Origin of the sequence: Stenotrophomonas sp. SMYL89 (assembly GCF_036319985.1) — a bacterium.
GTDB classification, from domain to species: Bacteria; Pseudomonadota; Gammaproteobacteria; order Xanthomonadales; family Xanthomonadaceae; genus Stenotrophomonas; species Stenotrophomonas maltophilia_Q.
The window spans coordinates 75,017-93,978 of record NZ_JAWIRW010000013.1; the positions used below are offsets into that span (position 1 = coordinate 75,017).

Here is an 18,962-nt window from a genome sequence, read left to right on the forward strand (position 1 = left end):
GGCCTATTGTCGCAGGCACGCTCGCCCGTGAACGCATACGATGAGCGTGCATGACCGGTCCCGACGCCCCGTTTCTCCGTACCCTGTGCAGCCTGCGCTGGCTTGCCGTGGGCGGCCAGGCCGCCACCATCCTGGTCGCCACCTGGGTGCTGGGCCTGCCGTTGCCGCAGCTGCCACTGTGGGCCGGCGTGGCCGTACTGACCCTGTTCAACATCTACACCCAGCTGCGCCCGGAAGCGGCTGATACCGCGCCCCTGACCGCGTTCGGCCACATCCTGGTGGACGTGATCATCCTGACCTGGATGGTCGGCTGGAGCGGTGGCATGGCCAATCCGTTCAGCTCGCTGTTCCTGATCCTGATCGCGCTGGCTGCGTTCGCCCTGCCCCTGCGCTGGGCGCTGGCGGTGGCACTGGCCTGCCTGCTCGGCTATGCCAGCAGTGGCGTCTTCGGCCAGCCGCTGCCGGACGGTTACTTCCGCGCGCAGGACCTCAACCGCTGGGGCGTGGTCGCCAACTTCCTGATCTCCGCAGCGGTGGTGCTGGCCTTCTCGACCCGGCTGGCCCTTGCGCTGCGCCAGCGCGAACTGGAACTGTCGGCCCTGCGCGAGCGCTTCGCACGCAACGAGGGCATCGTCGCCCTGGCCACTCATGCCGCCTCGGTGGCCCATGAACTGAACACACCGCTTGCGACCATGACCCTGCTTGCCGACGATGTGGCCGAGCGCAGCGAAGAACCGGAAGTGCGCGAGGACATGGAAACGCTGCGCGAACTGCTGGTGCAGTGCCGGGAGCGCGTGCTGGCGCTGGCCGCACCGGCCTCGGCCGATGCACCCGGACGCAGCCATTCCAGCGCCCAGCAGGTGCTGGAGCAATGGCGGCTGGTGCGCCCGACCATCGACCTGCACCGCAACGACGATGCGCCGCTGCGGTTGCCGCTGGACCCGGGCGTGGGCCACCTGCTGATGGTGCTGCTGAACAATGCCGCCGATGCTGGTGAACAGGCCGGCCGGCCGCGCGTGGACCTGGACCTGCGCATCGAAGGCGACGATCTGATCGGCGAAGTACGCGACTACGGCCACGGCTTCAACGCGCGCGCCGCGGTACTGCCGGGCAAGCTGTTCGGCAGCAGCAAGAGTGAAGGCATGGGGGTCGGCCTGGCCCTGTCCCATGCCACGATCGAACGCCTCGACGGCGAGATGTGGATGCGCCCGGCCCAAGGGGCCGGCAGCCGCGTCGGCTTCCGCCTGCCGCTGGCCCCACGCGAGGAAACCCCATGAGCGCCTCAACCCTCGGCCTGCTGGTCGACGACGACGAACTGTACCTGCGCACCCTGCAGCGCAGCCTGGCCCGCAAGGGGCTTGAAACCCAGACCGCGCAGGATGCCGCCAGCGCGCTGGCATTGGCCCGCCAGCACCCGCCGGCGTTCGCCCTGATCGACCTGAAGCTGGGCAGCGACTCCGGCCTGGCACTGATCCAACCGTTGCGCGCCCTGCGCGCGGACATGCGGATCCTGCTGGTGACCGGCTACGCCAGCATCGCCACCGCGGTGGAAGCGATCAAGCTCGGGGCCGACGACTACCTGCCGAAGCCGGCCACGGTACCGATGATCCTGCGCGCCCTGGGCGAGGAGGATGACGGCCCGGCCGACGACGGCGAAATGGAAGTGCCCGATGCGATGACGCCGATCAGCCGCCTGCAGTGGGAACACATCCAGCAGGCGATGCACGAAACCGGAGGCAACGTATCAGCGGCCGCACGCCTGCTCGGCATGCACCGGCGTTCGCTGCAGCGCAAGCTGGCCAAGCGACCCAGCCCGGAACGCGACCCGAGCCGGTGACACGGCGTCGCCTCCGCCGGGCATGGCCCGGCGCTACCGGATTGTAGAGTCGAGCATGGCTCGACCCTACAGGAGGCGTCAGCGCTTCAGCTGCGCGAGGATCTCGCGGGTCATCGGATCGGCTACCGCCACATCCTCGCCCTGCAGCGCCGGCAACAGGCCGCTGGCCAGCTGCTTGCCCAGTTCAACACCGAACTGGTCGAAGGCGTTGATGTTCCAGATCACCGACTGCACGTACACGGCGTGTTCGTACATGGCGATCAACGCACCCAGCGCCTGCGGGGTCAGCGCGTCGAGCAGGATCAGCGTGCTCGGGCGCCCCCCCGGATAATCGCGGTGCGGGTCGTCGCTGCTCTGGCCATTGGCCAGCGCTTCGGTCTGCGCCAGCAGGTTGGCCAGCAGCGCCTGGTGATTGATCGTGTACGGATCATCGTTGTGCACGCAGCCGATGAAATCGGCCGGCACGACGCTGGTGCCCTGGTGCAGCGCCTGGAAGAAGCTGTGCTGCACGTCGGTACCTGCCCCGCCCCACCACACCGGCACGGTATCGGTGGTGACCGGCTGGCCATCACGCTGCACGCGCTTGCCCAGGCTTTCCATCACCAGCTGCTGCAGGTAGGCCGGCAGCAGCGCCAGGCGCTGGTCGTAGGTCATCACCGCGTGCGTGGCATGGCCCAGCACGTTGCGGTTCCAGATGTCAGTCAGGCCATGCAGCACCGGCAGGTTGCGCTCCAGCGGCGCGTCCAGCGCGTGCGCATCCATCTGCGCGGCGCCGTCCAGCAGCTGCTCGAAACGCTCGAAACCGATGGCCAGCGCAATCGGGAAACCAACCGCCGACCACAACGAATAACGGCCACCGACCCAATCCCACATCGGCAGCACGCGATCGGCGGCGATGGCGAAGGCCTTGGCCGCACGCTCGGGGTTGGCGCTGACCGCGTACAGGCGCTCGCTGCCACCCAGCCAGTCGTGCAGGATCTGCCCGTTGAGCAGGGTTTCCTGGGTGCCGAAGGTCTTGGAAATGAGGATGCCGGCGGTCCTGGCCGGATCCAGCGTGGCCAGCGTGCGCTGCATGGCGGCGCCGTCCACGTTCGACACGAAATGCACGCGCAGGCGCGCACCGCTGACCGGGCGCAGCGCATCGGCGACCAGGCGCGGACCGAGATCGGAACCACCGATGCCGACGCTGACCACGTCGGTGACGCCGCTGTCTTCCAGCGCGCGCACCAGCACACCCATGCGCTGGCGGATTTCGCGCGCGGTGGCATAGGCCTCGGCCGCGACCGGCGCATCGACCACGTCGCCGCGCAGTGCGGTGTGCAGTGCGGCGCGACCTTCGGTCAGGTTGACCTGCTCACCACGGAACAGGCGCGTGATGGCACCGCCGACATCACGTTCGGCGGCCAAAGCCAGCAATGCCTGCAACGCCGCGGCATCGTATTTCTGCCGGGCGAAGTTGACGTACAACGGACCGACCCGCAGCGCCAGGTCCTGCACGCGGCCGGGTTCGGCGGCGAGGAGGCTGGGGATGCTTGCGCCCTTCAGGCGCTGGGCGTGGGAATGCAGCGAGTCGAATCCGTTGTTCGTTGTCATGCGGCCTGGGTCGGGATCGTGTCGTTGGTGTGGGTGATCTGGTTCTTGCCATCAACGTACACCAGCTTCGGCTTGAAGATGTCGGCTTCCTGCTCGGTCATGCTGGCGAACGCGGCGATGATGATGATGTCACCGACCTGCACGTGGCGCGCGGCGCCACCGTTGAGCGAGACAACGCCGCTGCCGGCTTCGGCGCGGATGGCATAGGTCGAGAAGCGCGCACCGTTGGTCACGTCCCAGATGTGCACCTGCTCGAACTCGCGGATGCCGGTGGCAGCCAGCAGGTTGTCATCGATGGCGATCGAGCCTTCGTAGTTCAGCTCGGAATGGGTGACGGTGGCGCGGTGGATCTTGGTCTTGAGCAGGGACAGGTGCATGGGGGCGCTGCAACGGCAAAGGAAAGAGCGGATTCTAGCACCCGCTTGGCCATCGTCAGGGGTCTGCGGCAGGACGCTGAAGGCCGTTCAGGTGCCCTCGCCCGGCGGCATTGCCGGAGCGCGGCCGGAGGCACCCTCCAGCCAGAGGCGGAACACCGCATGGAAGGCCAGCCCGGCAACCAGGCCGAGGCCACCCGCCGCCAGCACCATCAAGGCGTAGCTGATCACATCGAAGGTATCGACATAGCGCAGGCGGTGCAGCAGGGGGCCCTGGGTTTCACCCGGCCAGCCGCAGGTGGCCATCGCCAGCGCGCCAAGGCCAAAGCCGGCCAGCACGAAACCGGCCCGGCGCAGGCGTCGCTGAGACTGCTGGATCAATGCCATCGGCAGCAGCACGGCAATCGCATTGCAGGCTGCCAGCACGAACATCAGCCCCCCACCGGTGAGCGCAGGCATCGGCGTACGCCTGAATTCAAGCGCGAACAACAGGCCGCCAAACAGCTGGGCCGGCAGCATGCCGGCCGCCAGCACCGCCAGGATCGAGGCCTGGGCGAGGCGGCCCGCGTCAGTGTCCGGTTCCTTCATTTCCAGTCTCCCGTCCGTGGGATGGTGAGAGGCGCCCCGCGGGGCGCCCAGGAGCCAGGTGCGGCTCAGAATTCCAGGTTGTCGATCAGGCGCGTCGTGCCCAGGCGCGCGGCGATCAGCGCCACGCGGCCGCCGCCATCGAAGGTCGGCTCAGCCAGTTCGGGCGTGCGCAGCACCGCGTAGTCGACCTGGAAACCAGCTGCCTGCAGCGCGGCCGTGGCGTCGGCCTCGATCTGCGCCCGCGTGTACCCGGCCACGTAGCCTTCGCGCATGCCCAGCAGCGTGCGGTGGATGGTCGTCGCAACCGGGCGCTGTTCTGCGCTGAGGTACTGGTTGCGGGAACTCTTGGCCAGGCCGTCCTCGTCGCGCACGATCTCGGCGCCGACGATCTGGATGGGGAACGACAGCTCAGCCACCATCTGCCTGATCACGGCCAGCTGCTGGTAGTCCTTGCGGCCGAACACGGCCACATCCGGCTGCACCTGCAGGAACAGGCGCGCCACCACCGTGCAGACGCCATCGAAGTGGCCCGGGCGGCTGGCGCCTTCCAGCACCTCGCTCACGCCCGGCGTGTGCATCTGCGTGGTCTTGTCCACGCCCAGCGGGTACATGGCCTCGACGCTGGGCAACCACACCGCGTCGCAGCCGACCTGCTCCAGCCCGGCCACGTCGGCCTCGGGCGTGCGCGGGTAGCGGTTGAAGTCTTCGTTCGGCCCGAACTGGGTCGGGTTGACGAAGATGCTCGCCACCACCCTGTCGGCGTACTGGCGGGCCAGGGTCACCAGCGAATGGTGGCCACCGTGCAGATTGCCCATGGTCGGCACCAGCGCCACGCGCAGGCCTTCGCGCTTCCACTGGGCGATCTGCCCGCGCAGCGCGCCGAGCTCGTTGAAGGTCTGGATCATTGAGCGTAGGCGTGCTGTTCGTCGGGGAAGCTGCCGTCGCGCACGGCGTCGGCATAGGCGCGGGTGGCACCGGCCACCGAGCCGCCTTCGGCAAGGAAATCCTTGACGAACTTGGGGCGGCGATGGCCACTGTCCAGGCCGAGGAAATCGTGCAGCACCAGCACCTGGCCGTCGCACTGCGGGCCGGCACCGATGCCGATGGTCGGCACATCCACCGCCGCGGTCACTTCCGCAGCGACCGGGGTCGGCACGCATTCGAGCACCATGATGCTGGCGCCGGCGGCGGCCACCGCCCTGGCATCTTCCACCAGCTGGCGCGCGGCATCGCCACGGCCCTGGATCTTGAAGCCGCCCAGGCGCAATACCGACTGCGGGGTCAGGCCCAGATGGGCGCAGACCGGAATCTCGCGCTCGACCAGGTAGCGGATGATGTCGACCTTGAAGCCGGCACCTTCGATCTTGACCATCTCGGCACCGGCCTGCAGCAGCTGCAGCGAGGCATCCAGCGCGCGTTCCGGGGTGGCATCGGCACCGAACGGCAGGTCGGCCACCAGCAGCGCGCGCTGCAGCACGCGGGCCACGGCGCGGGTGTGGTAGACCATGTCGGCCACAGTCACCGGCAGGGTCGAATCATGGCCCTGCACGACCATGCCCAGCGAATCGCCGATCAGGATCAGGTCGATGCCATTGGCATCGAAGGTGCGGGCGAAGCCAGCGTCGTAGGCGGTCAACATGACCAGCTTCTGGCCGTTGCGCTTGGCCTCGGCCAGGGCGGGAACGGTCCAGGGCTTGCTGTCTGCGTGGGTGCTCATGTGCTGATAACCGGGGGAGATAACCCGGGCATTATCACCCTATCGGCGCGATCCCGCAGGCATCCACCCGCATCACTGCATCCCGCACGCGGCCATGCCCGGGAATGGCCAGATCCGGCGCGATTTCGGCCAGCGGCACCAACACGAAGGCACGCTCGTGCATGTAAGGGTGCGGTACCTGCAGGCCGGGCTGGTCGAGCACCTGCGCGCCATACAGCAGCAGGTCCAGGTCCAGCGCGCGCGGCCCCCAGTGCACCGCCGCGTCACGCACGCGACCAAAGCGCTGCTCCAGCGCCAGCATCGCCTGCAGCAGTTCATCGGCTGCCAGTGACGTTTCGACCGCGGCCACCGCGTTCACGAACGGTGGCTGGTCTTCATTGCCCCAGGCCGGCGTTACGTACAGGCGCGAGGCCTGCAGCACGCGTGTCCCGGGCAGGCCGTCCAGCGCGGTGATCGCCGCGCCGACAGTCGTGGCCGCATCGCCGAGGTTGGCGCCGAGGCCGATCCACGCAGGCGTCATTGCTTATTCGCCAGCTGCACCGGCCGAGGCACCCGGACGGCGACGACGACGGCGCCGCTTGCGCGGTGCTCCGTTCTCGTCATCGCCCTCTTCGCTGTGCATCGCATCCAGCGACGATTCCAGCTCGCGGCCGGACTGGGCCTGTGCCTCACGCCAGAATTCAACATCGGCAGCGTGCTCGGCCGAGGCCACCTGGCGCAGGCTGAGGAAGTCGAACGCGGCGCGGAAGCGCGGGTGCGTGAGCGTACGGAATACGCGCTTGCGCTGGCGCGAGCCGAAGCGCGACTGCAGCAGCCAGATTTCCTGCATCGGCAGCGAGAAGCGGCGCGGCAATGCGATGGTGCTCAGCTGCTGTACGGTCACACGGTCGGCAGCACGACGCTGCGCCTCCTCCGGTGCCACGCCCTGCTTGAGCAGGGTCGCCTGCGCGCGGCAGAACGCCGGCCACAGCAGCAGCGCGAACAGGAACGCGGGCGAGACCGGCTCGTCGTTGGCCACGCGCGCATCGGTGTTGGCCAGGCCCTCGACCAGCATGCGGCGCAGCGCGCCGGTGCGGTTGGACTTCAGCGCCTTGGCACTTTCCGGGAACAGCACGTCGAGCAGGCCGTAACGCTCCAGGCCTTCGAAGCTGGCCACGCCGTGCCCGGACAGGAACAGCTTCAGCACTTCCTCGAACAGGCGTGCCGGCGCGGCTTCGTTGAGCAGGCCGGCCAGCTGCGGGATCGGCGCGGCGGTGCCCTCTTCGATCTGGAAGCCGAGCTTGGCCGCCAGGCGCACGGCGCGCAGCATGCGTACCGGGTCTTCCTGGTAGCGCTGTACCGGGTCGCCGATGAGTTTCATCAGGCGCGCCTGCACGTCTTCGAAGCCGCCGGTGTAGTCACGCACCGAGAAGTCCTCGATGGCGTAGTACAGGGCGTTGCAGGTGAAGTCGCGGCGGATGGCGTCGTCTTCGATGGTGCCGTACACGTTGTCGCGCACGAGCATGCCGTTTTCCATCTCGCGGTCGCCGCTGCCGTCATCGCTGTTGGCGCGGAAGGTGGCGACTTCGATGATCTCGCGGCCGAACACAACGTGGGCGAGGCGGAACCGGCGGCCGATCAGGCGGCAGTTGCGGAACAGCTGCTTGACCTGTTCGGGCGTGGCGTCGGTGGCCACGTCGAAATCCTTGGGTTGGCCATTGACCAGCAGGTCGCGCACCGCGCCGCCGACAAGGTAGGCGCCGAAGCCGGCATCGCGCAGGCGATAAAGCACGCGCAGGGCGTTCGGGCTGATGTCCTTGCGGGAGATCGTGTGCTGGTCGCGCGGGATGACGCGCAGGCTGAACGGTGATGTAGCAGAGGAAATGATGTTGGCGCTTCCGGTTGAAGTTTCGGGATTGCCCAATGGCATCGAGGTGCATATACTAGCGCTCCTGCCTCGGCAGCGACACAGTTACGCTCCCTTCGTCTAGTGGTTAGGACGTGGCCCTCTCAAGGCTAAAACAGGGGTTCGAGTCCCCTAGGGAGCGCCAGTCGCCGCAGTAGGAACCGAAAAAGCCCGCCCTCGCGCGGGCTTTTCTGTTTTCCGGGTTTGCGACTCCAGAAGATTGATCGCTGTGGCGCCTGCCTGTTCCTGCGTTTGAGGGGGCGGGCCACCCTGGCCTGGACACGCAAAAGCCCATCCATGGTGCTCGATGGCGCCATCCATGGCGCCAACGGTCCAGGCCAGGGTGGCCCGCCCCGCCCCCCCCCACCCCCCCCCCCCCCCCCCGCCCCCCCCCCCCCCCCCCCCCCCCCCCCCCCCCCCCCCCCCCCCCCCCCCCCCCCCCCCTCCTGACAGTTTCCCGCGAAGGCGGCACGAACAGCTTCGCCCCTCCGCAGCCAATTCAATCCCGACGCGCAGACCTGCGTCCGCCAGAACCGCAATGCCTGACGCGAAGGCGGGGCAGCTCAAGCCGGGACCGTTGGCGCCATGGGTTGGGCGCATGCGCCCGACGGGTTGGGCAGGAGCCCAACCCTGGTCTTGCCGCGTGCGCAGGACAGCGCACGCGAGCAAGGTGCCATCGAGCACCATGGATGGGCTTTTGCGTGTCCTGGAGAGGGCGGCCTGCCCCCTCACACTCTGGACAGGCAGGCGCCAACGGAATGCAACCGAAGCCAGTCGCCGTCAGCCTTCCATCTGCTCCAGCTCCTTGCCCTTGGTCTCGCGCACGTAGCGGACCACGAAGACGATCGAGAGGATGGCCGCCACCGTATAGATGCCATAGGCGCCGGCCAGCCCGATGCCGGCCAGCAGCATCGGGAAGGTCACGGTGATCGCGAAATTCGAGGTCCACTGCGCCGCACCGGCAACGGCCAACGCCGGGCCGCGGATCTGGTTCGGGAACATCTCGCCCAGCATCACCCACATCACCGGGCCCCAGGACATGTTGAAGAACACCACGTAGACATTGGCCGCGACCAGCGCCAGCCGGCCCATGCCGTCGGACAGCTGCAGGCGACCGTAGGCCAGGCTGCCGCTGGCGAAGGCCACCACCATCAGCACCAGCGCCACCGACATGCCGACCGAGCCGATCCACAGCAGCGGCTTGCGCCCGATGCGGTCGATCAACAGCACCGTCAGCAGGCAGGCGCCGATGCTCAGCGCACCGGACAGCACGTTGATCAACAGCGCGTCGCTTTCCGAGAAGCCGACCGCCTGCCACAGCACTGCGCCGTAGTAGAACACCACGTTGATGCCGACCAGCTGCTGGAACATCGCCAGGCCGATGCCGACCCAGAGGATCGGGCGCAGCTTGCCGGTGACCTTGTCGTGCAGGTCGGCGAAGCGCGGCTTGTGCTGGTCCTGGGCCAGGCTGGCCTCGATCTCGGCCAGCTTGGTCGCGGCCGTGCCCTCACCATACAGGCGCGACAGCACCGCCCTCGCCTGCTCCGGGCGCCCCTTCACGACCAGGAAGCGCGGACTTTCGGGAATCACCAGCAACAGCAGCAGGAACAGCCCCGAGGGCAGCGCCTGCATCCAGAACATCCAGCGCCAGGCCTCCTGGCCCAGCCACAACGGCTCGGTCGAGGCCCCGGCTGCACGGGCCAGCAGGTAGTTGCTGAGGAACGCCGCGAACAGGCCGCAGATGATCGCCATCTGCTGCACAGTGGCCAGACGCCCGCGATAGCGCGCCGAGGCCACCTCCGCGATGTAGGCCGGCGACATCACGCTGGCCGCCCCCACCGCGAAGCCGCCCAGCACGCGTGCAGCAATGAACAGCCAGGAGGCGTGGGCAGCACCGGCGCCCAGCGCCGACACCAGGAACATCAGTGCCGACACGATCAGCACGCCACGACGGCCCAGGCGATCCCCCAGCCAGCCGGCCAGGAAGGCACCGATCGCGCACCCCAGCAGCATCGAAGCGACTTCAAAACCGAGCGCCGCCTCGCTGGAGTTGAAGGCCTGGCGAAGGCCGTCGACCGTGCCATTGATGACACCACTGTCGAAGCCGAACAGGAATCCACCAAGGGTGGCCACGCAGCTGATCAGGACGATGAATGCAGTGTTCTCACCGCCGTGGGGCGCGGTGCCGGGCTGGGCTTGGGACATGGACGATCCTGCTGGGAAGGGAATCCGGCCACGATGGGTGACCGATCGCCCCGCAGCGTCGCACAGGCCCTGCCCTGCCGCCAATGACCACCACGGCCGCGCCTGCCAGACGCCCGATTTCCGCCCTGCGCCGACACCGGGGGCCAACCTGTTCTAGAATTGGCGGGTTCAGGAATCGATCCACCTCCAGCCCATGCCCTTTGTCGTCACCGAAAACTGCATCAAGTGCAAACACACCGATTGCGTGGAAGTGTGCCCCGTGGATTGCTTCCACGAAGGCCCGAACTTCCTGGTGATCGACCCGGATGAGTGCATCGACTGCACCCTCTGCGAGCCGGAGTGCCCGGTCAATGCGATCTTCCCGGAGGACGATGTCCCCGCCGGCCAGGAAGGCTTCGTCGCCCTCAACGCCGAACTGGCGAAAGAATGGCCGGTGCTGACCGTGCGCAAGGACCCGCCGGCCGACGCCGGCGAATGGGATGGCAAGCCGGACAAGCTGAAGCTGCTGGAGCGCTGAGGCGCAAGCAACAGCAACGAAAAAGGGCGCCTTGGGCGCCCTTTTCCATTTCCGGTAGCGCCGGGCCATGCCCGGCGGATCCTGGGCCGCGCTTCACGCTCACCGGGCCACGCCCGCGCCGCAGCCAATCAGCGGCGGGCCCACGCCCACACCCAGCGAGCTGGCTGGCCCTTACTGCGCCAGCTTCGCCTTCAGCGCGGCGATCAGCTTCACCGGCGCTTCGGCGGTGGCCGGCAGGCCACGCGGGTCGACCGCGGAGATGTAGGCACCGGCATCGACGGCGACCACGCGGACCAGGAAGTTGCTGCCTTCGTAGGCCACGTCGTAAGAGCCGAGCAGCTGGGCGCGGCTGGCGATGGTCACGCCCTGCACGCCTTCCAGCGCGGTACCGACCTTGGCGAAGGCCTCATCCTTGCCACCGGCAATGGTGAAGCCGGTGTTGCCAACGGCCGGAGCCGCGGCCGCCGGCGCTGCCGGCTTGGTGGCCGAAACCAGCGCCGGCACCTTGTTGTCACCGGTCGTGGCCGGCAGGTTCAGGTCCGGCGGAACTTCCAGCGGGCGCATTTCCGGGGCCAGGGCGTAGTCGCCCTTGACGCCACGCTTGAAGCAACCGGTGGTGCCGGCCGCAACAGCTACAGCAAGCAGGGCGTAGGACAGCACGCGGACAGTGGAAACGGATTGACGCATGTGAATCTCCTGGGTCAGACCAAGACGAAAGGTCAGTGGCTGGAAAGGGCTTCGAGGGCGGCGATGTCGCCGGCAAGATGGTCGGCAGCCGCATGGTGCGGCGCCGACAGCGGCAGCAGCGGCAGGCGCAGGTCGTGGCCGATGCCGATACGGCGCAGCAGCGCCTTGACCGGAATCGGGTTCGGCTCGACACCGCAGAAGTCATGGAACGGCTGCAGGCGCGCGTCCCAGGACCCGGTGGCTTCATGGTCGTGGGCGGCGGCCAGCTCGCACATCCGGCGGTAGGCGCCCGGAAGCACGTTGGAACCGACCGAGATCAAGCCATCGACACCGGCCTGGATCGACCGGGCCGCCGTGCCGTCGTCACCGCTGAGCACGGCGAACTGCGGGCTGCGCAGGGCCAGCAGCGCCTGCACCCGGCCGGTGTCGCCCACCGCCTCCTTGATGCCGACGATGTTGGGATGGCTGGCCAGTTCGGCCACGGTCTCCGGCTGCATGTCGCAACCGGTACGGCCGGGCACGTTGTACAGCACGACCGGCAACCCACCCTGGTCGGCCACCGCTCTGTAGTGCGCGATCAGGCCGGCCTGGGTCGGCCGCACGTATGGCGGGGTGACCACCAGCGCGTGGCTGGCACCGAGTGCAGCGGCGCGGCGGGTCTGTTCGATGGTTTTGGCGGTGCCCGACAGGCCGGTACCGGCGATGACCGGAATGCGGCCGCCGATGCGCTCGACCGCGCTGGCAAGCAGCAGGTCGTACTCGGCATCGGTGAGCGTTGCCGCTTCGCCGGTCGATCCGGCAACGACAACGCCGTGGACGCGACCTTCCAGTTGCAGGTGCAGCAGGCGCTGCCAACCGTCGGGATCGAGGGCGCCGTCGGCCCGGAACGGGGTCGCCAGCGCGGTGATGAGGCCGGAAAGGGACAAGGACGTGCTGCTCTTGGCTGGAAAGGGAAAACGCCCGCCACGAAAGGCCGGGGGCGACCTGAATGTTACTTGCGGCGCGAAAGCACGGGCAAGTATGCTGGACACCGGTGGATCCCCGCCTCTGGCGGGCATTCAGACTAACGCATGCATTACCCGGAATCGCCTTGACCGACACCACCCCGCGCCCCGCGCCGAGCGAAAACCACCTCCTGATCAACGCCTATACGACGCATCCGGAGTCCCCCCTGCTGTCCGTCACCCGCCGCATCGCCGACAGCGGCTGCAACCTGGTGGACGCACGCCTGGCCACGGTCGGTCGCGATGTCTCGGTCACCGCCCTGGCCACCGGCTCCTGGGACTCGGTAGCCAAGCTGGAAGCGATGCTGACCCGGCTCGAGCGCGAGGAAGGCCTGAAGCTGGTCTGGTACCGCACCGCCGCCAAGCAGGCGCAGTCCAACCTGCTGCCGTACATCGTCGAGGTGATCGCCGCCGACAAGCCGGGCATCCTGTTCCAGCTGGCCGATTTCTTCGACCGCCAGGGCATCACCATCGAGAACCTGCAGAGCACCCGCTACCGCGCCATGCAGACCGGTGCGGAGATGTTCAGCGCGCAGGTCACCATCGGCGTGCCGGCCAACATGCACATCGCCGCGCTGCGCGACGATTTCCTCGAGTTCTGCGACCACCTGAACCTGGACGCGATCATGGACCCGATGAAATTCTGATCGGAAGTGCGGATTTTTCGCGCGCCTCTCACGGGCGCGTGGCGTTTCATGCAATTGTCGTAGAAACAACCCAGGCTCGACAGAAGGACCTCATGAACAACGGCGATACCCTGGACAGCACTACCCTCTCCCTGCCGCTGGCACTGTCCGGTGGCAACCAGGCCACCCTCGGCGACTATGCCGGCCAGTGGCTGGTGCTGTACTTCTACCCCAAGGACAGCACGCCCGGCTGCACCACCGAAGGCATCGACTTCAATGCGCTGCTGCCGAAGTTCAGGAAGGCCGGTGCGGTCGTGCTCGGTGTCTCGCGCGACTCGGTGAAGTCGCACGACAACTTCTGTGCCAAGCAGGGCTTCAGCTTCCCGCTGGTCAGCGATGGCGACGAAGCGCTGTGCACCGCCTTCGACGTGATCAAGATGAAGAACATGTACGGCAAGCAGGTACGTGGCATCGAACGCAGCACCTTCCTGATTTCCCCCGACAGCCGCATCGTGCAGTCCTGGCGCAAGGTCAAGGTTGCCGGCCATGCCGATGCTGTTCTCGCCGAACTGAAGGCCTCCCAGTCCAAGTGAGTCCCACTGCCTACTGTGTCTGCCATCACCCTGCCCCGCAGCAGGCCGTGGTGGTTTTTCCCTGTCCGTAACCAGGAATCGACGATGACCCGAGGCAAGCGCATCTACGTGCTGGATACCAACGTGCTGATGCACGATCCCACCGCGCTGTTCAAATTCGAAGAGCACGACGTCTACCTGCCCATGCAGGTGATCGAGGAGCTGGACAACGGCAAGAAGGGCACCTCCGAAGCGAGCCGCAACGCCCGCCAGGTGAGCCGCTTCCTCAACGAGCTGGTGCAGGCGTCGGGCCTGGACAACCTGGCCGACGGCATTCCGCTGCAGCGGCCCAATGGCCTGCAGCTGCGCGGCAAGCAGAGCGCGGGCAAGCTGCGCTTCCAGACCAGCCATTTCGATGCCGGCAAGAGCTTCGGCAAGGTCATCCCGGACAACGCCATCCTCGGCGCGATCCTGGCCCTGAAGGAAGAGACCCCGGACCTGCCGGTGGTGTTCGTTTCCAAGGACATCAACCTGCGGATCAAGGCTGCGATCGCCGGCATCGTGTCCGAGGACTACGAGAACGACCGCGCGCTGGACGATTTCAGCCTGCTCTACACCGGCGCCACCGAGCTGCCGGAAGACTTCTGGAAGCGCCATGGCGACGACCTGCGCAGCTGGAGCGACAAGGGCCGTACCCATTACGAAATCCTCGCGCAGGACGGCGAGGAGTGGTATCCGAACCAGTACGTCTACCTGCCCGGCGAAGACGAAGTCGAACTGCGCGTAAGCCGCGTGGTCGGCGACGGCAAGGTGGTGCTGTCGCTGGTCGATGATTTCCGCCACGGCAGCCACGCCGTGTGGGGCATCAGTGCGCGCAACCGCGAGCAGAACTTCGCGCTCAACGCACTGATGGACCCGGAGATCGACTTCGTCACCCTGCTGGGTACCGCCGGTACCGGCAAGACCCTGCTGGCACTGGCCGCCGGCCTGGCGCAGACGATGGACCAGCAGCGCTACCGCGAGATCATCATGACCCGCGCCACGGTCAGCGTCGGCGAGGACATCGGTTTCCTGCCGGGCACCGAGGAAGAGAAGATGACGCCGTGGATGGGCGCGCTGACCGACAACCTGGAAGTGCTCACGCACAACCAGGAAGGCGGCACCTGGGGCCGCCAGGCCACCAACGACCTGCTCGCCAGCCGCATCAAGATCCGCTCGATGAACTTCATGCGCGGCCGCACCTTCCTGTCGCGCTACCTGATCCTGGACGAGGCGCAGAACCTCACCCCGAAGCAGATGAAGACGCTGATCACCCGTGCCGGCCCCGGCACCAAGATCGTCTGCCTGGGCAACGTCGAGCAGATCGACACCCCGTACCTGACCGAAACCACTTCGGGCCTGACCTACGCGGTGGATCGCTTCAAGAACTGGCCGCATAGTGCGCACATCACCCTGCGCCGTGGCGAGCGTTCGCGCCTGGCCGATTACGCTTCGGAGGTGTTGTGAACCGCTGCACCCGCCTGCTGCTGCCCACGGCTGCGATCACCCTCACAGCCGTGCTCGGCGCCTGCACCACTACGCGCGGCCCGGCCAGCGTGCCGACCGCCGAGCGCACCGGCCAGTCCTGGGTCGTCACCCGCCCGATCATCGCCGCGCAGGTGCTCGACACCTGCTCGCGGCCCAGCCCCGGCCGCGAGGCCGGGCGCGTCAGCGGCTACTGGGCACCCAGCCGGCAGCAGATCGATCAGCTGGAAGCGCGGCTGTCATCGCTTGAAGCACAGGTGCCGAAGGTGCTGGACTTCGACCGCCAGTACGTCGGCATCGAAAGTGCCGGCAAGCGGCTGATCTACATCAACGCCTTCCCGCACGACGACAGCGGCGTGAATCCCGCACGGGAAGCGATCCGCACCTGCGATGGCGGCGCACAGTTCTGGGGCGCAGTGTTCGATCCGGCCAGCAACACCTTCAGCGAGCTTCAGTTCAACGGCGGCTTCGGCGGGCCCTGAGGGGCCCCGCCGATGGGAATACGCCTGCCCACCTGGGTCTGGATCGGTGCGGTCGCGCTCTCGTGCGTAGCCGGCATGGTCAACGTGGTCGGCTTCCTCGGTTTCGAGCACCAGGCGGTCAGTCACATGACCGGCAGTACCAGCCAGCTCGGCATGGCACTGGCGCAGGGGGACTGGCGCGTCGTCGGGCACCTGTGGGGGCTGCTGATCGCGTTCTCGCTGGGTGCGATGCTCAGCGGCCTGCTGATCCAGGACAGCGCCCTGCTGCTGGGCCGGCGCTATGGCGTGGCACTGGCGCTGGAATCGGCGCTGCTTCTGATCGCCATTCCGCTCTTTGAACAACACCAGATCTGGGGCGCGCTGGCCGCCGCCATGGCCTGCGGCCTGCAGAACGCGATGGCCACCACCTTCAGTGGCGCGGTGGTGCGCACCACCCACCTCAGCGGCATGTTCACCGACCTGGGCATCGGCCTCGGCCACCTGCTGCGCGGGCTGCCGCTGCAGGTGCGGCGCCTGACCCTCAGCGGACTGATCATCAGCGGCTTCCTCGCCGGCGGTGTCATCGGCGCCTGGCTGTTCGTACGCTGGCAATACGACGCCCTGCTCGCTCCGGCCCTGCTGACCGGCCTGACCGGGCTGGGCTATGTGCTGTACCAGCAGTGGGCACGTTGGCGGCATTGAGGGCCGCGCGCTCGGGGTCAGATCCCTTTTTCTGCGAAAAAGAGACCTGACCCCATCTACCGGCAGCGACGCTACCGCCTTTGCGGTGACCACGGCACAATCGCCTGATGAGCCCGACCACTCCCGTTTCCGCCCTCACCATCGCCGGCTCCGACTCCGGCGGCGGCGCCGGCATCCAGGCCGACCTGAAGGCCTTCGCCGCACATCGCGTGCATGGCCTGTCGGCGATTGCCGCGCTGACTGCACAGAACACCCGCGGCGTCATCGCCGTGCATGTGCCGCCGATCGACTTCCTGCGCGCACAGCTGGAGGCGTGCTTCGACGACTTCGACATCCACGCGGTGAAGCTCGGCATGCTGGCCAACGCCGAAGTGATCAACGCCGTCGCCGACGCACTGGAGAAGCATCGTCCGCCCCACGTTGTGCTGGACCCTGTGATGGTCGCCACCAGCGGCGCACGCCTGCTGGAAGACAGCGCATTGCAGGCCATGCGTGAGCGCCTGATCCCGCTGGCCACGCTGATCACCCCCAACACGCCGGAAGCAGAACTGCTGGTCGGCCGGAAGATCAGCAACGGCGAAGACGCCGAGCAGGCGGCCTCGGCCCTGCTCGATCTTGGTGCGGGCGCGGTGCTGCTGAAAGGCGGCCACCTGCAGGAAGGCAATCGCGTGATCGACCGCTATTTCGACGGCGTCAGCAGCGAAGAATTCATCCATGCGCGCCTGCCACTGGATGCGCACGGTACCGGCTGCACGCTGGCCTCCGCCATCGCCGCGCAGCTGTGCAATGGCCTGAGCCTGGCCAATGCCTGCGAAGCCGGCATCGACTACGTTGCACGTGGGCTGCAGCAAGGCTATGCGCCGGGCCGCAGCGAAGTGCTGGTGCTCGACCATTTCGGCGCGGCACCGCACGCATGAGCCTGACGCCGCGCATCCTCGCCGTGCAGTGCAACGACGGCCATCGCTACGAAGTGATCGCCTGCGTGCCCGCACAGCCCATCGCGCGCCTGCTGTGGCTGCCCGCGCTGGGCGTGGCTGCGCGCCACTACCTGCCGCTGGCGCAGGCACTGGCGGCGAAGGGCGTGGCGGTCTACCTGCATGAGTGGCGCGGCAACGGCAGCAGTTCGCTGCGGCCATCGCGCACGCGGGACTGGGGCTATCGGGAAGTACTCGAACAGGATCTGCCGGGCAGCCAGGCCGTTCTGGCTGCAGCGGATGACGAGACTGGCGCCCTGCCCTGGATCATCGGCGGCCACAGCCTTGGCGGGCAGCTGGCCTGCGTGCACGCAGGCCGCAATCCGCAGCACTTCAACCGGCTATGGCTGGCCGCCAGCGGCTCACCGTTCTGGCGCAGCTTCCCGCCACCGCGGGGCTGGCTGTTGCCGCTGGTCTACCGCTTCCTGCCGTGGATCGCGCAACGCCAGGGCGTGCTGCATGGCCGTCGCCTTGGCTTCGGCGGCACCGAGGCGCGCGGCCTGATCGCCGACTGGGCGCGCGTCGGCCTGAACAACCATTACGCCGCGGTCGGCATGGACGAAGACCTCGACGCGCAGATGGCGCGCGTGCATGGCAGCGCGCAGGCGGTGCTGATGGAACATGACTGGCTGGCACCGACCGGATCGATGCAGACGCTACTGGCGAAACTGCCGAATGTGGTCGCGCAGCTGCGCGTGCTGTCCGCGCAGGAACTGGGTACGCACGCCGATCACTTCGCCTGGCTGAAGGCCCCGGACGCCGTGGCTGACAGCTTTTTCATTCAGTTGGATGAAAATTTTCACAAAACTGTTGACGGTGCGCGCCGACATCCGCATAATTCCGCTCCTGTCGCAGGGCGCCCGTAGCTCAGTTGGATAGAGTACCTGGCTACGAACCAGGCGGTCGGGAGTTCGAATCTCTCCGGGCGCACCACTCGACAGGTTTCCAGCATCCGCCGCTGGAAATGAAGTAAAATTAAGTAGTAAATTGATTGTGTACCGCGCGCCCGTAGCTCAGTTGGATAGAGTACCTGGCTACGAACCAGGCGGTCGGGAGTTCGAATCTCTCCGGGCGCACCATACACGGTCAACACAACAAGTTTATGTAATTGGCGCCCGTAGCTCAGTTGGATAGAGTACCTGGCTACGAACCAGGCGGTCGGGAGTTCGAATCTCTCCGGGCGCACCATTACACCGAAACAGCAGGCCTCGGCCTGCTGTTTTTTTTATGTGTGTTTTTCGGCAGGGCTGCGCCCTGCACCTGCCGAAGCCACGGCCGGAGCAACAGCAACAGCTGGCATTCCGAGGGATGGTGGGGCGGCATGGGCAGGCAGGACACGCCGTAAACCCATCCATGGGGGCTCGATGGCGGCATCCATGCCGCCAACGGTCCTGCCTGCCCATGCCGCCCCACCTCTGACAGATTTCCGCGATCTGATGGATCCACGCCATGCGTGGATGAATCTCCATCGAGTTCGAGTTCGAGTTCGAATATTTCGACAATTGATCGAAGAGCATCCACGCATGGCGTGGATCTACTGTGTCGACCAAGGTCGACACCCACCGATCGCACCAGCACCGACAGATCGCCGGAAACTGTCGAAGGCGGGGTGGGTCCGGTTGCGGGAGTGTCCGCGGCATGGATGCCGCGGCCAAGCCCCCATGGACGGGTTTACGGCGTCTCCCGCAACCGGACC

General features: G+C 67.2%; 20 protein-coding genes and 4 tRNA genes. 14 read left to right on the plus strand and 10 right to left on the minus strand.

The genetic code is table 11. The annotated features are described in order from the left end of the window. Positions 1-50: 50 nt before the first annotated feature. Both V3B41_RS15785 and V3B41_RS15790 read left to right on the plus strand, forming a co-directional pair. Positions 51-1,277, plus strand: a complete 1,227-nt coding sequence (locus V3B41_RS15785) for an ATP-binding protein (RefSeq protein WP_049431723.1) — start codon at positions 51-53, stop codon at positions 1,275-1,277. Next, the gene (locus V3B41_RS15790) at positions 1,274-1,837 is read left to right on the plus strand and encodes a response regulator transcription factor (protein WP_005409063.1); all 564 of its coding nucleotides are present in this window, start codon (positions 1,274-1,276) and stop codon (positions 1,835-1,837) included. The genes V3B41_RS15785 and V3B41_RS15790 overlap by 4 nt, the downstream gene beginning before the upstream one ends. A gap of 78 nt (positions 1,838-1,915) precedes the next feature. On the opposite strand, the gene pgi is transcribed toward V3B41_RS15790, so the two are convergent. The 7 genes from pgi to pcnB form a co-directional block, all read right to left on the minus strand. Next, on the minus strand, positions 1,916-3,430 hold the full coding sequence (pgi, locus tag V3B41_RS15795) for a glucose-6-phosphate isomerase (protein WP_049431724.1): 1,515 nt from the start codon (positions 3,428-3,430) through the stop codon (positions 1,916-1,918). Further along, positions 3,427-3,807, minus strand: coding sequence for an aspartate 1-decarboxylase (gene panD / locus V3B41_RS15800; protein WP_329861667.1), 381 nt, complete (start codon positions 3,805-3,807; stop codon positions 3,427-3,429). Before panD ends, pgi begins: the two co-directional genes overlap by 4 nt. 87 nt (positions 3,808-3,894) lie before the next feature. Next, a complete protein-coding gene (locus tag V3B41_RS15805) occupies positions 3,895-4,392 on the minus strand; it encodes a hypothetical protein (protein ID WP_295545726.1) in 498 nt (165 codons plus the stop codon). A 65-nt stretch (positions 4,393-4,457) separates the two neighbouring features. Beyond that, positions 4,458-5,297 carry a pantoate--beta-alanine ligase gene (gene panC / locus V3B41_RS15810; RefSeq protein ID WP_049431728.1) on the minus strand — a complete coding sequence of 280 codons (840 nt, stop codon included), beginning with the start codon at positions 5,295-5,297 and terminating at the stop codon, positions 4,458-4,460. After that, positions 5,294-6,109 (minus strand): 3-methyl-2-oxobutanoate hydroxymethyltransferase, encoded by an 816-nt coding sequence (panB, locus tag V3B41_RS15815; protein ID WP_049423510.1) that lies wholly within the window; start codon positions 6,107-6,109, stop codon positions 5,294-5,296. The genes panC and panB overlap by 4 nt, the downstream gene beginning before the upstream one ends. Before the next feature lie 34 nt (positions 6,110-6,143). Next, a complete protein-coding gene (gene folK, locus V3B41_RS15820) occupies positions 6,144-6,629 on the minus strand; it encodes a 2-amino-4-hydroxy-6-hydroxymethyldihydropteridine diphosphokinase (RefSeq protein WP_049431731.1) in 486 nt (161 codons plus the stop codon). 3 nt (positions 6,630-6,632) lie between these two features. After that, a complete protein-coding gene (gene pcnB / locus V3B41_RS15825) occupies positions 6,633-8,012 on the minus strand; it encodes a polynucleotide adenylyltransferase PcnB (protein ID WP_049431734.1) in 1,380 nt (459 codons plus the stop codon). 52 nt (positions 8,013-8,064) lie between these two features. Between pcnB and V3B41_RS15830 the strand changes: the two genes are divergently transcribed. Further along, positions 8,065-8,139: transfer RNA gene (locus tag V3B41_RS15830), tRNA-Glu, on the plus strand. A gap of 635 nt (positions 8,140-8,774) precedes the next feature. Here the strand turns inward: V3B41_RS15830 and V3B41_RS15835 are convergent. Further along, entirely contained in the window at positions 8,775-10,199 is a 1,425-nt protein-coding gene (locus V3B41_RS15835) for a sugar porter family MFS transporter (protein WP_049430667.1), read from the minus strand. A gap of 193 nt (positions 10,200-10,392) precedes the next feature. Here V3B41_RS15835 and fdxA point away from each other — a divergent pair, with 193 nt between their 5' ends. Then, positions 10,393-10,716 (plus strand): ferredoxin FdxA, encoded by a 324-nt coding sequence (gene fdxA, locus V3B41_RS15840; RefSeq protein ID WP_005409054.1) that lies wholly within the window; start codon positions 10,393-10,395, stop codon positions 10,714-10,716. 171 nt (positions 10,717-10,887) lie between these two features. Here fdxA and V3B41_RS15845 read toward each other — a convergent pair whose 3' ends face one another. Together V3B41_RS15845 and dapA are read right to left on the minus strand one after the other, a co-directional pair. Beyond that, positions 10,888-11,403: a hypothetical protein gene (locus V3B41_RS15845; protein ID WP_049430669.1), complete on the minus strand. Its 516-nt coding sequence runs from the start codon at positions 11,401-11,403 to the stop codon at positions 10,888-10,890. A gap of 32 nt (positions 11,404-11,435) precedes the next feature. After that, positions 11,436-12,329, minus strand: a complete 894-nt coding sequence (gene dapA / locus V3B41_RS15850) for a 4-hydroxy-tetrahydrodipicolinate synthase (RefSeq protein ID WP_049430670.1) — start codon at positions 12,327-12,329, stop codon at positions 11,436-11,438. Between the two features lie 164 nt (positions 12,330-12,493). Here dapA and V3B41_RS15855 point away from each other — a divergent pair, with 164 nt between their 5' ends. From V3B41_RS15855 to V3B41_RS15900, 10 genes are all read left to right on the plus strand, one after another. Then, the gene (locus tag V3B41_RS15855; protein ID WP_005409051.1) at positions 12,494-13,054 is read left to right on the plus strand and encodes a glycine cleavage system protein R; all 561 of its coding nucleotides are present in this window, start codon (positions 12,494-12,496) and stop codon (positions 13,052-13,054) included. 92 nt (positions 13,055-13,146) lie between these two features. Next, the gene (locus V3B41_RS15860; RefSeq protein WP_049430673.1) at positions 13,147-13,626 is read left to right on the plus strand and encodes a peroxiredoxin; all 480 of its coding nucleotides are present in this window, start codon (positions 13,147-13,149) and stop codon (positions 13,624-13,626) included. 84 nt (positions 13,627-13,710) lie between these two features. After that, complete coding sequence (locus tag V3B41_RS15865; RefSeq protein ID WP_014036782.1) at positions 13,711-15,111, plus strand: PhoH family protein; 1,401 nt, start codon at positions 13,711-13,713, stop codon at positions 15,109-15,111. Then, positions 15,108-15,611: a hypothetical protein gene (locus tag V3B41_RS15870; RefSeq protein WP_197632696.1), complete on the plus strand. Its 504-nt coding sequence runs from the start codon at positions 15,108-15,110 to the stop codon at positions 15,609-15,611. Before V3B41_RS15865 ends, V3B41_RS15870 begins: the two co-directional genes overlap by 4 nt. 12 nt (positions 15,612-15,623) lie before the next feature. Further along, positions 15,624-16,292, plus strand: a complete 669-nt coding sequence (locus tag V3B41_RS15875; protein WP_329861668.1) for a YoaK family protein — start codon at positions 15,624-15,626, stop codon at positions 16,290-16,292. Between the two features lie 107 nt (positions 16,293-16,399). After that, positions 16,400-17,209 (plus strand): bifunctional hydroxymethylpyrimidine kinase/phosphomethylpyrimidine kinase, encoded by an 810-nt coding sequence (gene thiD, locus V3B41_RS15880; protein ID WP_329861669.1) that lies wholly within the window; start codon positions 16,400-16,402, stop codon positions 17,207-17,209. After that, positions 17,206-18,132 carry an alpha/beta fold hydrolase gene (locus V3B41_RS15885; protein ID WP_329861670.1) on the plus strand — a complete coding sequence of 309 codons (927 nt, stop codon included), beginning with the start codon at positions 17,206-17,208 and terminating at the stop codon, positions 18,130-18,132. Before thiD ends, V3B41_RS15885 begins: the two co-directional genes overlap by 4 nt. Next, positions 18,123-18,199 (plus strand) — tRNA-Arg (locus V3B41_RS15890). Before V3B41_RS15885 ends, V3B41_RS15890 begins: the two co-directional genes overlap by 10 nt. 69 nt (positions 18,200-18,268) lie before the next feature. Then, positions 18,269-18,345 (plus strand) — tRNA-Arg (locus V3B41_RS15895). Positions 18,346-18,377: 32 nt separating this feature from the next. Beyond that, positions 18,378-18,454, plus strand: a tRNA-Arg gene (locus V3B41_RS15900). Positions 18,455-18,962 lie beyond the last annotated feature (508 nt).

What these genes read in the sequence shown, in the direction of transcription:
- V3B41_RS15835 (WP_049430667.1), bottom strand. Translation starts at nt 10,199, where the DNA reads ATGTCCCAAGCCCAGCCCGGCACCGCGCCCCACGGCGGTGAGAACACT.
- panD (WP_329861667.1), bottom strand. Translation starts at nt 3,807, where the DNA reads ATGCACCTGTCCCTGCTCAAGACCAAGATCCACCGCGCCACCGTCACC.
- fdxA (WP_005409054.1), top strand. Translation starts at nt 10,393, where the DNA reads ATGCCCTTTGTCGTCACCGAAAACTGCATCAAGTGCAAACACACCGAT.
- V3B41_RS15885 (WP_329861670.1), top strand. Translation starts at nt 17,206, where the DNA reads ATGAGCCTGACGCCGCGCATCCTCGCCGTGCAGTGCAACGACGGCCAT.
- V3B41_RS15845 (WP_049430669.1), bottom strand. Translation starts at nt 11,403, where the DNA reads ATGCGTCAATCCGTTTCCACTGTCCGCGTGCTGTCCTACGCCCTGCTT.
- panC (WP_049431728.1), bottom strand. Translation starts at nt 5,297, where the DNA reads ATGATCCAGACCTTCAACGAGCTCGGCGCGCTGCGCGGGCAGATCGCC.
- V3B41_RS15790 (WP_005409063.1), top strand. Translation starts at nt 1,274, where the DNA reads ATGAGCGCCTCAACCCTCGGCCTGCTGGTCGACGACGACGAACTGTAC.
- folK (WP_049431731.1), bottom strand. Translation starts at nt 6,629, where the DNA reads ATGACGCCTGCGTGGATCGGCCTCGGCGCCAACCTCGGCGATGCGGCC.
- thiD (WP_329861669.1), top strand. Translation starts at nt 16,400, where the DNA reads ATGAGCCCGACCACTCCCGTTTCCGCCCTCACCATCGCCGGCTCCGAC.
- panB (WP_049423510.1), bottom strand. Translation starts at nt 6,109, where the DNA reads ATGAGCACCCACGCAGACAGCAAGCCCTGGACCGTTCCCGCCCTGGCC.
- V3B41_RS15805 (WP_295545726.1), bottom strand. Translation starts at nt 4,392, where the DNA reads ATGAAGGAACCGGACACTGACGCGGGCCGCCTCGCCCAGGCCTCGATC.
- V3B41_RS15875 (WP_329861668.1), top strand. Translation starts at nt 15,624, where the DNA reads ATGGGAATACGCCTGCCCACCTGGGTCTGGATCGGTGCGGTCGCGCTC.
- V3B41_RS15785 (WP_049431723.1), top strand. Translation starts at nt 51, where the DNA reads ATGACCGGTCCCGACGCCCCGTTTCTCCGTACCCTGTGCAGCCTGCGC.
- V3B41_RS15860 (WP_049430673.1), top strand. Translation starts at nt 13,147, where the DNA reads ATGAACAACGGCGATACCCTGGACAGCACTACCCTCTCCCTGCCGCTG.
- V3B41_RS15865 (WP_014036782.1), top strand. Translation starts at nt 13,711, where the DNA reads ATGACCCGAGGCAAGCGCATCTACGTGCTGGATACCAACGTGCTGATG.
- pgi (WP_049431724.1), bottom strand. Translation starts at nt 3,430, where the DNA reads ATGACAACGAACAACGGATTCGACTCGCTGCATTCCCACGCCCAGCGC.